This is a genomic window from Bythopirellula sp. (assembly GCF_041737835.1).
Lineage (GTDB): Bacteria > Planctomycetota > Planctomycetia > Pirellulales > Lacipirellulaceae > Bythopirellula.
Window position 1 is genome coordinate 348,016 of sequence record NZ_JBGSQY010000072.1, and the last position, 14,500, is coordinate 362,515.

A 14,500-nucleotide genomic window follows, 5' to 3' on the forward strand; every position below is an offset into this window, starting at 1 on the left:
AAAATCAGCGACACCGCAACCAAAATCTCGCACCCGCTGATATCCCCAAACTGAGACCCACCTGTCTAAACTTTGACCACATGTTGAAAGTTCTTCCACAACGGCTTGCCACACTGATTTCTGCGTAAAGCCTAACGTTCAAATGGTTTACGTTGATTTCCGTTCCCTTCGGCACAGTTCGTGCAAACTCTTACTCCTGTGCGGCCAACGAAACATAGACCCCCTCGCTGCCGCAGCGAGTTTGCTTCCCGCCTCGGGAACATTTTGAAGGAGAAGATGAGATGATTAAGAAACTTGCCATCATGCTGGCCCTGGTCGCTGGCTTTGCCATCGCCGATTCACCCGACGCCAGTGCGTGGGGCTATTACCGCCGCGTTGCCCCGGTTCGTCCCGTGATCGCTCCGCCATACCCAGTGGCTCGGGCCGCGGTAGTTGGGCCACGCTACTACGCGCGTCCGTATGTGACTGGCTACCGTGGTTATGGTTATGGCGCAGGTGCTGGTTACTATGGTGCCGGCCCTGGCGTCTACATTGGATTCTAAACTTAACAACTAACAACTAAGCCCCTGTCTCACGGCCTGTTAGCATTACTGCTAGCAGGCCATTTTCATGCGCGACATTCGACACCAACCTCCGCAAATCCGGAACAATCCTCAATGTTTCTCACTGGCAGGCCGATGAATTGACTGGAGTCGAGAAACTCTCGACGGGACAGACTCTGTACGCATGGATGCGCACAAGCATGTTGGTCATTATCAGCGATCTGCATCTCACGGACGGGACGAGTGGCACGACCATCTCGCCGGGCGCGTTTCGTTTACTCTCCGAACGCTTGAACGATCTTGCGCTCAGCGCATCATTTCGTCGCGACGGAAGTTACCAACCCGTGGAGCGCATCGACCTCGTGCTCCTGGGCGACGTGCTCGACGTGATTCGCTCGACGCAATGGCTCGGCACGCAATCGCGACCTTGGGACGATAATAAAAGCCCTGGCCTGTTTGACATGGTCGCCAAGATCACCGGCGACATCCTGCGCAACAATGAAGCGGCTTTTGCTGAGTTCCGGCAACTCGCCACAAATGGCATCGCCGTGCCGCCAGCTCTCTCCAATGGCCGCCCCGCCACGGGAGAAATGAAACCTGTCCCCGTGCGGATTCACTACATGGTGGGCAATCACGATTGGCCCTACCATTTGTCGGGTGAAAAATACAACCAACTGCGCCGCCAAATCGCCTCGCACATGGGGCTCGCCACGTATCCCGACGCGCCGTTCCCACACGAAGTTTGGGAATGCAACGAGTTGGTGCAAGTGATGCGTCGGCACAAAGTCTTCGCCCGTCATGGCGACGTCTACGATCCATTCAACTACGAAGGGGATCGCGATGCCAGCAGCCTGGGCGACGTCATCGTGCTCGAACTACTCAATCGCTTCGGCGTGGCCGTGGAACAAAAACTCGGCAACGATTTGCCAACGTCCGCGCTCGCAGGCTTACGCGAAATCGACAACATTCGGCCCTTGCTGTTGATTCCCGTCTGGATCGACGGCTTGCTCGAACGTTCTTGCCCCCAGCCAGCCATCCGCAAGGAAGTCAAGAAGATTTGGGACGAGCTCGCCGACGAGTTTCTCGAACATTCATTCGTGCGTTCGCGCGATACCTGGTGCCCGATCGACATTACCGACAGTTTGCAGAAGGCGTTGAAATTCAGCCGCCGCCTTTCCGTCGGTTGGGCCAGTTGGATCGCGCAGCTTTGTGCTGAAATGCGTGGCGCGGGGAGTGGTTCCTATTACCATCATGCACTCACCGAGCAAGACTTCCGCAATCGCCGCGCGAAACACATCGTCTATGGCCACACGCACTGTTCCGAAGTCATTCCGCTGGACGCGAGTTTTGCCGACGGCTTTGTGCTGCATCAAACGTATTTCAACGCCGGCACCTGGCGGCGAGTTTACAGCCAAACGCAATTCGCACCGCGGGAACATGAATTCATCGCCGCCGACTCGATGAGTTATCTGGCGTTCTTCACCGAGGACGAACGGAGCGGCCGGCCTTACGAAACTTGGTCCGGCACGTTGGGCATTCATCCTCTGGCTTCGGCCAGCTATCGTCTCGATGGCATCGCTCCAGCGGTTCAAGCCGCCTCGAGCGAACCCATTTCGACGCCCCGGGTGCCAATCCGCCCGCCTCATTTTGCCGTGCCGCTCACGTCGAGCCCCGTGCAAATGCCTTACGCCACTCGCTAGTTTTCGTTGCGACGATCCGCGATGGGCGAGCCTGCGCTCGTTGACTATACTAATCCAACTCCCAGACCGGTAACGCGACAACGTCTTTCAAGCGGTCTGACTCCTTACTGTTCGAACCTTAGTGACGATATCCGCTTCATCTGCTGACCGCAGCGGTCCACCGCGCGATTCACTTCCCTGGCTCTTACGAGTCGTGCCGGCCCTGGATTCGCTGCGCGGTTACACGATCCACACGTTCCGTCGCGATCTGTTTGCGGGGCTCACCGTCGCCGCCGTGGCCGTGCCCCAAGCGATGGCCTACGCCACGATCTTTGGCATGCCGCCCCAGTATGGCCTTTACACGGCGATCGTGATGACCGCCGTCGGCGCGTTGCTCGATTCCTCGAAGCAATTGATCAACGGCCCTACCAACGCGATCTCCATCGCGATGCTCAGCGCGCTCGCCATTGTGCCCGCCGATGATCGTATCTCCGCCGCGATCCTCATGGCCGCGATGATAGGAATGATTCAAACCGGCATCACGCTACTGCGGCTGGGCGACCTCTCGCGTTATATCTCCCACGCCGTCATCGTCGGCTTCACTGCCGGGGCGTCGGTGCTGCTGGTGTTGGATCAGATGAAAAACGTCTTGGGCCTCTCCGCCCGTGGCGATCATCACGACCATTTCCTCAAGCGGTTTTATCTGACGATGACCGAAGGGGGCGACGTTCACTACTACACGCTCGCCGTCGCCATCGGGACAATTGTCGTGGCGCTATTTTTGAAGTGGATCAATCGTCGCCTTCACTTGGGCTTACCAGAATTGCTGATCGCGATCGCCGCCGCCGCTTATGCCAGCTATCACTGGCAACTCGACCAGCACGGCGTGCAACTCATTCAAAAAGTCCCTCGCAATTTGCCACACTTCCAAGTCCCCGATTGGAATTGGAACCGCGTGCAGCAACTCGCCGGCAGTGCCGTGGCGATCGGCATGTTGGGGCTTCTGGAAGCGATCGCGATGGCCAAATCCATTGCCGCGCGGACCAAGCAAAAACTCGATATCAACCAGCAATGCTTGAGCGAAGGCCTCGCCAACCTCACCGGCAGTTTCTTCCAATGCTTTCCCGGGTCGGGTTCGCTCACGCGGTCGTACATCAACCATCAAGCCGGCGCGGCCACCCAGTGGTCCGGAGTGATCTGTGCCGCCGGTGTCGCGGCAACAATGCTCGCTCTTGCTCCGCTGGCTCAATATATTCCACGGGCGGCACTGGCTGGCGTGCTGCTGCTCGCGGCGACGCGGATGATCGACATCGCGGGGATTCGCTATCACTTCCGCGCCACGAAATTCGATGCCGTGATCGTCACGGCAACCGCGCTTTCGGCGGTGTTCGTTTCGATTGAATTCTGCATCCTCGTGGGAACGCTTTTGTCGTTCTTGATTTACGTCCCCAAGGCCGCCAAGGTCACAATGGAAGAATTGGTGATCGACCCCAGCGGCACGATCCGCGAACGCTATCCCAACGACACCCCTTGCGACCGCATCAAGCTGGTGAATTTCGAAGGCGAATTATTCTTCGGCAGTTCTCCCGACTTCGAAGCGCATCTGGAGCAGATCGAAGTGGAACTTCCGTCCACAACCAAGGTCATTTTGCTCCGTGTAAAACACCTGCGTAATCCCGACGCCGTTTGTATGCAGCTGCTCTCCGATTTCATAGAACGAATCGAAGAACGCGGGCTCAAGCTGTGCCTCGCCGGGGTGCGTGACGATTTTTACAAGATTCTCGATCAAGTAGGAATCGTCACGCACTTAGGTCCCGACCGAGTTTTCCGCGAGACGGCCCAAGTTTGGTCGAGCACCACGATGGCGATGAATTGGGCGCACGAGCAGCTCGCAGGCGACTACTGCGCCACCTGCCCGCGGCAGAATTCCACCGCAGGCCAAGACAACGCATGGCACTTCGCCATCTAAAATAATCCCCCTCCCGGTACTCGGGGAGGGTCCTCCGAAGCGCCGCAAAGCAAATCGCGTCTTCGAGGGCTTACCGCTTCGCAGGCATCCCTTCAATCGACAACTGCTTGTCGTACTCAATCTGCATCGTGTACTTCAGCACCTTCTGCTTCGGCCCAATCGCTTGAGCAGGGACTTCCACGTCCCACCGCAGGATGCCGTCCTTCCGCTGGTTCATTTGATACGATTCATCCTTGCTCAATTCCTCGTCGCTCCGCACGAGCGTCACCTTGATATCGTTCTCACCCACGGTCGGCATCCGGTCGAGCAGTCGCACCTTGGCTGGTTTGTCGCCGAAGTTTTCGAGCTTCAACTCGTAGATGAAATCGACCACCCGATTGCCACCTTGGATCCGTTCATCTTTCTTGAGCAGCTTCCGCTCGGCACGCAGCGACGAGTCGATGCCCAATCCGACGGTAAAGCTTTCACCCACCGCGACGGTCGGCATCTCGCCACGACCAACAAATTGCCCGCCTAAGAATGTTGCCACCGGGCCAGCCAAAAAGACTTCGTCGCTAGTGTTGGTGAGCTTCGCTTCTTCGTAAACAAAGCTGGTCAGCACCGGCGTGGCCAAACGATAAAACTCGCCCTTGAGTGGCATCGAAGCGATTTGAATCAACTGGCGATCCGAACGACTGGGCAGACTCGTGCTATTGGCCAGCTTGTAACTGACGCTCACCCCATCGGCAGGCTTGATCGATTGATCATCCATGCGGAGCGTACTCAGCGAGTTATTCAAATCCATCAGCTGCAACTGGCTGGCAAATGAATTGAGCCCCACATCGGTATTGGCGGTTTGCCCAGAGAAATCCCAGCCCCCCACGCCGCCGTATCCACCCATACCGCCTCCCATCCCTCCGCCACGACCGCTCCTGACGATATCCCTTCCAGCAAACGCCGACTCTGAGGCGGGGGCATTCGCCATCTGGCCAGGTGCCATCGCGGCATTCCCCCGTGCTTTGCTCAATTGATCGATCTCCTGCTTCATCCGCGAATAATTCTGCGCGGCGAGCATTGGTTCCTGAACCTGCACGGGCTGGCCCAATTTAATCGTCAACGCTTCCAAAGTTGGTGCCTTGGCCACAAGCGAGGGCGTTGCCGTCGACAACACCATGTGTACGTCGTTCCAATCTTCACCGCTCATTTGCTGAATCGAAGCATTGTATTCGACTGTGATTTCGTCTCGTGCTTCCGTGGCCCGCAGGTTATACGATGGAGTCCAGCTCGCATTCCCCACCAGATAGCTCAGCCGCAACGTCGCCGCGCCTGCCTCGGTCGCATTGATAAACACCACCGCTTCGCGCACCGTTCGCGCCGAACCCTCGGCGATTGTTTGCCGCTTACGTTTCAAGAGTTCCATCTCTTGATTGTGGGAGCGCTCTTCCTTGGCCAGTTCCAACTCGCGCTCACCGATGCGATCCCGCTCAGCAAACATGAATTCGGTGAGCGTTTTAAGCGTCTCGGCATTGAGTACGCCGCTTTTGAGTTCTTGATTCGAGGTGCTTGCTGTAAAATCTTTGAGGTTCTCAAGATAGGCTTTGCGTTCATTGAGCAATGTTCGTTCTTCGATCACCGCTGCGATTTTGTCCGCCACTGCCTGGATTTGTTCGTCGAGCTCGCGGACTTCCTGCCGCACGTCGGCTTCAATCGGCCGCTCGCGATAACGGACCGACCGCACTTGCACTTCGCCCGTCGGTTCGGCAAACAAGCTTCCGGTAATCACGCTCTCTGGCAGGCTCGAAACCACAACTTCGACCAAGCCATCGACGCTCTCAAGTTCGATCTCGCGTGTGACCAAAGCTTGCCCCTGATAGACCGTCACATCCGTCACCCGGCCTTCGGTGACAATCGGCTCGGCGGCGGCCAGCGGCGTGATAGCAAGCATACAAACGACGAAAACAGCAACACACGTGCGGCAAATCATGGGGTTTCTCCAAGAGATAAGGTTGGCTTCACACCTTCGACGCACCAAGTTTCGGAAAAGTTTCCCGTGCGCGTCAAGAATTCGGAGAAATTTAGCCGCGATCGAACTTGGAACAATCGTCTGGAATAACGGTAAAGTGAAGATCGGTTTAGTTTGAAACGAGAGTACGGTCCGAGTTGTTTGCGGATAACGTGCCGCAGAGCAGCCTATCTAGTCGAGCCCCAGACGCTGCGTTAAAGTATTACCGCGGCCGTCACAACATCAACTCGTCTGACGTTCCCTTGAGATTTTTCGGCACTGGGAAATGAGGGTCTTCCAATACTTATCAAGAAGGGAACGATATGAGCGAAGGTCAACAGGAATTCAAGCTTTCCGAGCGGGTCATCCCAGCGCAATACCTTATCCCGTTTATCCTGGTTACGACGCTCTTCGCGCTTTGGGGTTTCGCCAACGATGTGACCAATCCGATGGTGGCGGCATTCAAGAATGTGCTGCTAATTAGTAACTTCCAGAGCGCTCTGGTGCAGGCAGCCTTCTACGGGGGCTACTGTTTCATGGCGATCCCGGCCGCGCTGTTCATCCACCGCACTAGCTATAAGGCGGGTGTGTTGATGGGCTTGGCGCTCTACGCAATCGGTTGCCTACTGTTCGTGCCAGCCGGCTGGTCGATGGCGTTCGCTTCGTTTTTGGCAGCTTACTTCATCATGACTTGCGGCTTGGCGTTCCTCGAAACCACGGCGAACCCTTACATCTTGGCAATGGGTCCAGAGCACAACGCGCCCCGCCGGCTCAATTTCGCCCAGGCATTTAATCCCTTGGGCTCGCTACTGGGGATGTTCGTCGCCAAGGACCTGATCCTCGCCCGCCTTGACCCCGCCGACGAAGAGGCTCGTCGATCGCTAGCCTCTTCCGACCCTCAGGCGTTTCTCGCCCTGCAAGAGCACGACCTGGGCGTCATTGTCGTACCCTACGTCACTCTCGGACTGGTAGTGCTTGCCACGCTCATTCTGTTTTACTTTTCCTCGCTGCCGGAAGGAGAGGTTTATGCTCAAGGCGATGGCCGTATCGGCGCAACGCTGAGACGACTTAGCCGCAATAGGCGCTATCTGGGCGGTGTCGTGGCTCAGGCATTCTATGTCGGAGCGCAAATCATGTGTTGGACGTTCATCATTCAATATGCAGAAAACGAGCTGGGTATGCCGCGCCCTGAGGCCCAGGCCTACAACATCGTAGCGATGGTCATCTTCGTCACGAGCCGCTTTATATGCACCTACCTACTCAAGTTTTTTAACCCTGGTGCGTTGCTCGGGGTCTTGGCCTTGTGCGGCATGCTGTTGGTGCTTGGAACGATCTTCCTTGAAGGCAAGACTGGCTTGTACAGTTTGGTTGGCGTCTCCGCCTGCATGTCGCTGATGTTTCCCACCATTTATGGTATCGCTCTTGAAGGGCTAGGCGAGGATGCCAAGTTTGGTTCCGCCGGACTCATTTGTGCGATCGGTGGGGGCTGTGTGATGCCTCCGCTTCAGGCGTTGATCATGGACGGCCCGGCCTGGCACATTGCCGGTCAGACACTCTCTTCAACCCGCGCATCCTTTTTCTTGCCGCTGCTTTGCTTCGTTGTTATTGCAGTCTATGGATTCGCCAATCGGAGCAATAAAGGAAACTAGACCCTCAGCAACACTGCCCGCCTTTCTAAGTATCATCAATGCCACTTGTCGCGACCAAATCCGCCCATCCCGCCGCCTTGGCAAACTTTGCAACCAAATTCCCCTCACTTGCGGCCACACTCCCCTCGGCCACGCTGAGCGAGTAAAATCAAAGGTCACCCACCACTCGCCCACGCTTGCCGTATGCCCGCTTCACCCCGCCAACCCGAATTGCTCGCCCCCGCCGGGGATCGGCTCTGCATCACCGCAGCCGTCGAAAACGGCGCCGACGCGGTTTACTTCGGCCTCGAATCCGGCTTCAATGCCCGCGCTCGCGCGACGAATTTGCATATCGAAACGCTCCCCGAAGTGATGGGCTTCTTGCACGAACGCGCGGTGCGTGGATTCGTCACGCTCAACACGCTCATCTTTCCCAGCGAGCTCGATGCTGTTGAGCGCACCATCGTTCAACTCACCGCAGCGGGTGTCGATGCCGTCCTCGTGCAAGACCTCGGGCTCGTGCGGCTCATCCGCGCGATCAGCCCCGATCTACCCATTCACGCCTCCACGCAAATGACACTCACCAGCACCGAATGCATCCGCGTTGCCGAGCAGCTGGGCATCGAACGAGTCGTCTTGCCACGCGAACTTTCGATCGACGAAATCCGCGCGATCCATGAACAAACCACCATCGAGCTCGAAACCTTCGTGCATGGCGCACTGTGCGTTGCTTATTCGGGCCAATGCCTCACCAGCGAATCGCTCGGTGGCCGCAGCGCGAACCGTGGCCAATGCGCGCAAGCCTGCCGTTTGCCTTACGATTTGATTTGCGATGGTGAAGACGTCGATCTGGGCGATCAGAAGTATTTGCTCAGCCCGCAAGATCTTGCCGCCTACGCACTCGTGCCAGAATTAATGAACGCAGGCGTCAGCTGCTTGAAGATCGAGGGCCGCTTGAAAACGCCCGAGTACGTCGCCAACATCACCAGCCACTATCGCCGCGCAATTGATGCCGCCGTGGCCGAGCGGCCACTCGATTTCACCAATCGCGACGTCCGCGAGATGGAACTTTCGTTCTCGCGCGGATTTTCGCCCGGTTGGCTCCAGGGCTGCGATCACAAGATGCTCGTCCCCGCGACCAGCTCCGCCAAACGGGGCGTGCTGCTCGGTAAGATTATTCAAATCCGCGGCCAGCGAGTCGTCGTCGAACCAGTCGGCGAAGTCGCGCCGGGCGATGGCATTGTCTTCAGCGGCGACCGCGAACAAGGAACAGAGCAGGGGGGCCGCGTCTACGAAGTCACGCCCCGCGGCAAGCTGGTCGAGCTCGCCTTCGGCCGCGACTCCATCGATTTCAGCCAGCTTTATCCCGGCCAGCAAATCTGGAAGACCGACGACCCCCAACTCACCAACCGCCTTCGTAAAACCTTCAGCAGCACAAAACCACTCCGCCGCGTTCCCTTAGATATCACCCTCACCGCAACCACCAGCAGCCGCTTGCTGCTTAGCGGCCAAGCCACCAACGGTGCGCACTTCACAATTGAATCCAACGAACCCCTCGCCGCCGCCACCAAGCATCCGCTCACCAAGGAAGTTCTCACTGCCCAACTCGGCCGCCTCGGCAACACGGTTTACGAACTGCGCAACCTCAATGCCAAAATCACCGGCAGCCCCATGGTGCCCCTGAGCGTACTAGGCCAACTCCGCCAAACAATGATCGCGGAACTCCACCAATCACTATCAACGCCCGCCCCCCGCCGCTCCCGGCTTAGCGACAACTCCCCCCTAAATGTTGCGGCATCAAGTCAAACAGCAATCGACGCCCACCCCAACCTCCGCATCCTCTGCCGCACACTCGATCAGGTCGAAGCCACACTCAACGCCGGGATGCGCGAACTCTTCACCGACTTCTGCGACATCCGCGAATATCGCCAAACCGTGGAAATCGCCCATGCGCAGAATGCCAAGATTTATCTCGCCACGCCCCGCATTCTAAAACCGGGCGAAGCCGGTATCTTCCGCGCGCTTGCTAAACATGGTGCCGACGGCTGGCTCGTCCGCAATCTCGCGGGTCTTGGGTTTTGCCAGGAAAACAACATCCCCTTTGTCGCCGATTTTTCACTCAATGCCGCCAACCAACACACCGTCGATTACCTGCGCAATCTCGGTGCCGAGCGCGTGACCGTCTCCTACGATCTCAACCGCGATCAATTGTTGGAACTCGTCGACGCCGTGCCGCCGCAACGGCTCGAAGTCGTGCTGCATCAACACATGCCGATGTTCCACATGGAGCACTGCGTCTTTTGCTCGGTGCTTTCGCCGGGAACGAACAAACACAATTGCGGCCGGCCCTGCGACGATCACGAAGTCAAACTCCGCGATCGCATTGGCATGGAACACGTGCTGCAAGCCGACGTCGGTTGTCGCAACACGTTGTACAATGCCGTTCCCCAATCGGCGGCCGAAGCTGCGCCGCAACTCCTCTCGCGCGGGCTGCGAGATTTTCGCGTGGAACTGCTCGATCAATCACCCAGCGAAGTGGCACAACTGATCGATCTCTATCAGCAACTCCTCGCTGGCCAAGTCACCGGCAAGCAAGTCTGGCAGCAACTCAAAGCCGCCAACCGCGTCGGCGTCACCCGCGGCACGCTCGAAGAACGCCGCAACCCTCTCGCGATTCTCTAATTCCCCTCCCGGTACCCCGGGAGGGCTAGGGGAGGGAGCTTTTGAATCGGAATTAAAACTCGATTATGTAACGAGTTACAAATGCCGATACACATCGCCTCGTTGACCAACGCGAACCACTAACACCAGCAACTGCTCATCCTGAATCTGATAGATAATTCGATAGTCGCCGGAACGAATCCGATAAAGGCTCTCTTCACCGGCAAGTTTGACGACTCCACGGGGGCGAGGATTCTCACTTAACGAATCAATCTTGCGGGCGATTTTCTTGCGGTCAGAAAGTGGAATCTTAGCGAGCGACTCCACAACCGAAGGTTTCAATTCCACGCGATACGTCATAGCGACGAGTTTATTCGCGGGATCAGTCGACGCCTAGTTTTTTCTTGGCCCGAGCCCAAGGAATGGATCCTTTTTCCTTAAGGGCCTTCTTGGCGAGCTTTACATCTTGCTGCTCTTCCCAGGCCTCCAAGCGTTCCAAATCCTCGATCGGCACTAACACCGCCACCCGTTTGCCGTGCCGATTGATGGCAATCCGCTCGCCCCCAAAGGCGACCGTGTTGAGTGCCGTGGAAATTTCTTGTCGCAACTGACTGGCTTCGATAGTTTTCATGAAATTAGGCGTTTTGTACAAAATGGTCTTTTTGTACAATTATCGATCATAATCCTAGACTGTCAAGAAAACTTAAAGGAACAAAATCATGCACTATCTCTACGGCACAAAACGTGGCCAGCGACGGCTCGTCGCTACGTTCGATTCCGAGCAGCAACTGCTGTCCTACGTCCGCTGGGCCACCTTGGAAAGTCACGGACCGCAGCAAGGCAAGTTCGAACAAGGCAGCGCACTCGTGGGGAGCGAATCGTGGGACAATTCCACCGAACTCGACACTGCGGACGACCCAGAAAACGTCCCGCACAATCCCACGCCCAGCATGCTCTAAAAACTAAGAAGGCAACGACAAAGCCACAAAGGTCACCAAGAAGTAAGAGACAGAGAACGTGAGTTACTTAGTACTCTTTGTGTCTTAGTGGTTAAGAAATTCTTCGAAAACTCACTCGCCGGCGTCCTTTTCTTCGTCGGCATATCGCTGACGATCTTTTTCTGTTTCGTATCCCACCGGTTCGATGCGACTCACTCGATTGCCAAGGCGTTCTTCCGCCGCGTCGGAATTGCCGCTTCCGGCCGCGTCTTGCAGATTCGCAATGCTCGGATCGCCGTGGCCAATCGTCGATCCCGCGAGTCCGCCCCAGGCCGTGCCGCCGCCGGCATCACCCACCGCATGCACGTCGCCCAAATGACCACGCCGTCGGCGGTCCTCGGCCATGTATCCTTCGGGAGCGATCGTGTCCTGCGGCCCGCGCGGTCGGCCACGATTCAGATCCGCCGCGAATTCGCCGCTGACGGAAAGCTCTTCGGCACATCGAACACAATGTCGCGCGAAGGGTATCGCCTCCAGCCGCGCCAGCGCGATCCCCTTGCCGCACTGTTCGCATTCGCCATAAGAATTGGCGGCGATGCGCGCGAGCGCGTCACGAACTTCCGTGGCCAGATAACCTTCGTTTTCGGCCAGCACCGCGCTCATGTCGCGCGAAAATTCTTCGCTGCCCAAATCGGCCAAATGCAAAGGAACATGTGACAACTCGCCGTTAACCGACTGAAAGGCCTCCTCCGCGACGGCCATGCCATCGTGCCGAATCCTTTGCTGCAACGCGACCAATGCCGCACGAAACCGTTCCACCTTCTTTCGATCCATCCGAGTCAAGCCTCCCACCCTTAGAGCAACGTGTGTCTATTTCAATTCTAGGGTTGCTGGCAGGTAGAGGTCCAATGTTTCAAGTTCGACAGCAACTCTGGCTATGGTGAGATGACGAGGCGAAAAAAATTTGAGTGACAAGGACAGTTGAATGGGTGAGGACGGTGTATTGTGGCGTGAAGTCGTTGCCCACTCGTTATGGCAGACGTTTCTGACCTCTGACCTGCGGTCTCTCCTCCTTTCACCCCGGCCAAAAATTGTTGTGGCGAGTCGTTTCGCAATCGCGATAATGGTGCTCGCCACTTATGAGGCGTGTTCTTTGATAACCGAAACCGTAACTGTGCTTTTGGAACGTGCTCGATCATGCGTTTCGACCAAAAGTCGACTCGTTTTGGCACGTGCGTATTTCGCAAGGGCTTGAACTTTCAGCACTTGTGACGTCGCCCAGTGACAAAATCCGGGAGTTTCGTCACCAAAGTTGGGACCCCAGTGATCGGGCGAAAAATCTGCTTGGCCGCGCCAGAGCGATGCAAACCAAGCAAACCTCGCAAAGCTGGCAAAGCAGAAAAATTTGCAGGCTGGACCGAGTAACACGAGTTCCGGCAATGAAGTAGAACAATCAAGGCGATGCCGGAACTGCGCGGAGCTTGTTCGCGGCCTACGACTAACGATTCGCGAAACTCGAAATAAACCCTGACAATTTCGACAAGTTGGAAGAGTTGGAAGTCTTGAAATGAGAGACACTAGGATAAGGCCATGGACTCTAGGACGGTGGAAATATGTCCTTGGTCCCACAGTCCACAGTCTTACGGTCTACCGTCCCACTCACCCCCTGGGCGGGTGGTTGCTTGGTGGTTTGGCGAAGCACGGGATTCGCTCGGCGAATCGCAACGTGGTAATTTGTGATAGAAACAGGGCTAGCTGGTAGCATAGGTAAAATTTGTCGGGGAAATCCTTGACTTGGCCATGGGCGCCGGACTACAACTAGAGCTGTCCAGGGCGTGTGCCCGCGACATTTGATAGCGTTCACGCAAACGAGTAAGACCTAATTCGCGTCACAACCTAACAGCCAGTTCCACAAGGAATAGCTAATTACCCGAGCGACAGCCTGAGCCTTCTTAGTGTATTGCGGAATCGCGATGCGCGAGAAGTTTCAGGCTGTCGCTTTTTTGTGAATTGCGTTGGGAACAACACAACCACAAGAAGCGACGTGCCCGCGAGTTGCTGACTCAACGGCTTCACCGCCAGACGTACATCCGATAGAAGACTGCTAATTAACTGAACCGGTACCCGAATTTCTTTCCTCAAGCGGCGCTTGGTATGCGCTGTTTGATTCCGAAAGATTTTCGCGTGCCGGTTTTTTTGTTGCCTGCATTTTTGTGTCGCCGCCAAGCAAGGCAAGGTCCGCGACGGACTGAATTTGGATTTATCAGCATCATACGGAAATCAACTGGAGAAGAATTAATGAGAAGACAACAAACTGCCACCGCCGCCTTGGCGTGCTTGGCCCTGTGTTTGGTCTGTGCGACTTCGCTTCGTGCCACGACCATTCACTCCAACGTTTCGGGAGCCACTGTCAATTTCACGGGCATCAGCGAAGGCTCCCCCTCGGGCGATCCCGAACCTCTCTACGGCCAACCCAACGCCGTTGGCGACACGCTGGTGTTCCCCACGACCTCGAACTTCTCAGCAAGCTCGCTGGATGGTGCAGCCTCGGATCAAACCGACGGCAAGTTGACGCTTACTATGGAGGCCAAAGCGGGCTACACGCTCACATCGCTGAATATCTCGGAAGGTGGACTCACGACTTTGAATGCACCTTTCGGTGGAAATGCCTTTACGCAAGTCGTGGGCTTTGCCGTGGTAAAGGTGCTGGAGATCGACAATCTGCCGGTCGTATTGCCTGCCGTGCAATCCTTTATGTCGTTTACGCCACTCGGCGGTCAGTATTTGTTGAGCTCAATCGGCGGCTCGTCGTACTCCACGGGCTGGACCGGCACGTTGACCTCGTTGTTTCCAGCAGGCACCACGAAGGCCTTGATCACATTAAACAACAACCTGTTTGCCGCCAGCCTGGGTAATGGCACGCGGGCATTCATCGATAAGAAAGCGTTCGAAATCGATATCGAAACCGAGCTCGTTCCCGAACCAACGACCGTTGCGCTCGGCGTCTTTGCGGCGGTGGGAATGACCTTAACCTCGATTCGTCGTCGGCTTGCTATCTAGGCCTATATTCTAGGCGAATTCGTTGAAAACTAACGATAAGGG

11 protein-coding genes are annotated in these 14,500 nt (G+C 56.5%); 7 read left to right on the forward strand and 4 right to left on the reverse strand.

What is annotated here, in order from left to right:
- The first annotated feature begins 281 nt into the window (after positions 1 to 281).
- From AC6T8Q_RS20780 to AC6T8Q_RS20790, 3 genes are all read left to right on the forward strand, one after another.
- Positions 282 to 542: a hypothetical protein gene (locus AC6T8Q_RS20780; protein WP_500680897.1), complete on the forward strand. Its 261-nt coding sequence runs from the start codon at positions 282 to 284 to the stop codon at positions 540 to 542.
- 200 nt (positions 543 to 742) lie between these two features.
- On the forward strand, positions 743 to 2,242 hold the full coding sequence (locus AC6T8Q_RS20785) for a metallophosphoesterase family protein (protein WP_500680898.1): 1,500 nt from the start codon (positions 743 to 745) through the stop codon (positions 2,240 to 2,242).
- Between the two features lie 121 nt (positions 2,243 to 2,363).
- On the forward strand, positions 2,364 to 4,190 hold the full coding sequence (locus AC6T8Q_RS20790; protein WP_500680899.1) for a SulP family inorganic anion transporter: 1,827 nt from the start codon (positions 2,364 to 2,366) through the stop codon (positions 4,188 to 4,190).
- A gap of 70 nt (positions 4,191 to 4,260) precedes the next feature.
- On the opposite strand, the gene AC6T8Q_RS20795 is transcribed toward AC6T8Q_RS20790, so the two are convergent.
- Positions 4,261 to 6,153: a mucoidy inhibitor MuiA family protein gene (locus AC6T8Q_RS20795; RefSeq protein WP_500680900.1), complete on the reverse strand. Its 1,893-nt coding sequence runs from the start codon at positions 6,151 to 6,153 to the stop codon at positions 4,261 to 4,263.
- A gap of 341 nt (positions 6,154 to 6,494) precedes the next feature.
- Between AC6T8Q_RS20795 and fucP the strand changes: the two genes are divergently transcribed.
- On the forward strand, positions 6,495 to 7,820 hold the full coding sequence (gene fucP / locus AC6T8Q_RS20800; protein WP_500680901.1) for an L-fucose:H+ symporter permease: 1,326 nt from the start codon (positions 6,495 to 6,497) through the stop codon (positions 7,818 to 7,820).
- Positions 7,821 to 8,003: 183 nt separating this feature from the next.
- Positions 8,004 to 10,481 (forward strand): U32 family peptidase, encoded by a 2,478-nt coding sequence (locus AC6T8Q_RS20805; RefSeq protein WP_500680902.1) that lies wholly within the window; start codon positions 8,004 to 8,006, stop codon positions 10,479 to 10,481.
- Positions 10,482 to 10,556: 75 nt separating this feature from the next.
- Here the strand turns inward: AC6T8Q_RS20805 and AC6T8Q_RS20810 are convergent, their stop codons facing one another.
- Together AC6T8Q_RS20810 and AC6T8Q_RS20815 are read right to left on the reverse strand one after the other, a co-directional pair.
- Entirely contained in the window at positions 10,557 to 10,820 is a 264-nt protein-coding gene (locus AC6T8Q_RS20810; RefSeq protein ID WP_500680903.1) for a type II toxin-antitoxin system RelE family toxin, read from the reverse strand.
- 22 nt (positions 10,821 to 10,842) lie between these two features.
- Positions 10,843 to 11,091: a type II toxin-antitoxin system Phd/YefM family antitoxin gene (locus AC6T8Q_RS20815; protein WP_500680904.1), complete on the reverse strand. Its 249-nt coding sequence runs from the start codon at positions 11,089 to 11,091 to the stop codon at positions 10,843 to 10,845.
- An 88-nt stretch (positions 11,092 to 11,179) separates the two neighbouring features.
- Between AC6T8Q_RS20815 and AC6T8Q_RS20820 the strand changes: the two genes are divergently transcribed.
- The gene (locus AC6T8Q_RS20820) at positions 11,180 to 11,419 is read left to right on the forward strand and encodes a hypothetical protein (RefSeq protein WP_500680905.1); all 240 of its coding nucleotides are present in this window, start codon (positions 11,180 to 11,182) and stop codon (positions 11,417 to 11,419) included.
- A 111-nt stretch (positions 11,420 to 11,530) separates the two neighbouring features.
- On the opposite strand, the gene AC6T8Q_RS20825 is transcribed toward AC6T8Q_RS20820, so the two are convergent.
- Entirely contained in the window at positions 11,531 to 12,232 is a 702-nt protein-coding gene (locus tag AC6T8Q_RS20825) for a TraR/DksA family transcriptional regulator (protein WP_500680906.1), read from the reverse strand.
- A 1,464-nt stretch (positions 12,233 to 13,696) separates the two neighbouring features.
- On the opposite strand from AC6T8Q_RS20825, the gene AC6T8Q_RS20830 reads away from it, so the two are divergent.
- On the forward strand, positions 13,697 to 14,458 hold the full coding sequence (locus AC6T8Q_RS20830) for a hypothetical protein (RefSeq protein WP_500680907.1): 762 nt from the start codon (positions 13,697 to 13,699) through the stop codon (positions 14,456 to 14,458).
- Positions 14,459 to 14,500 lie beyond the last annotated feature (42 nt).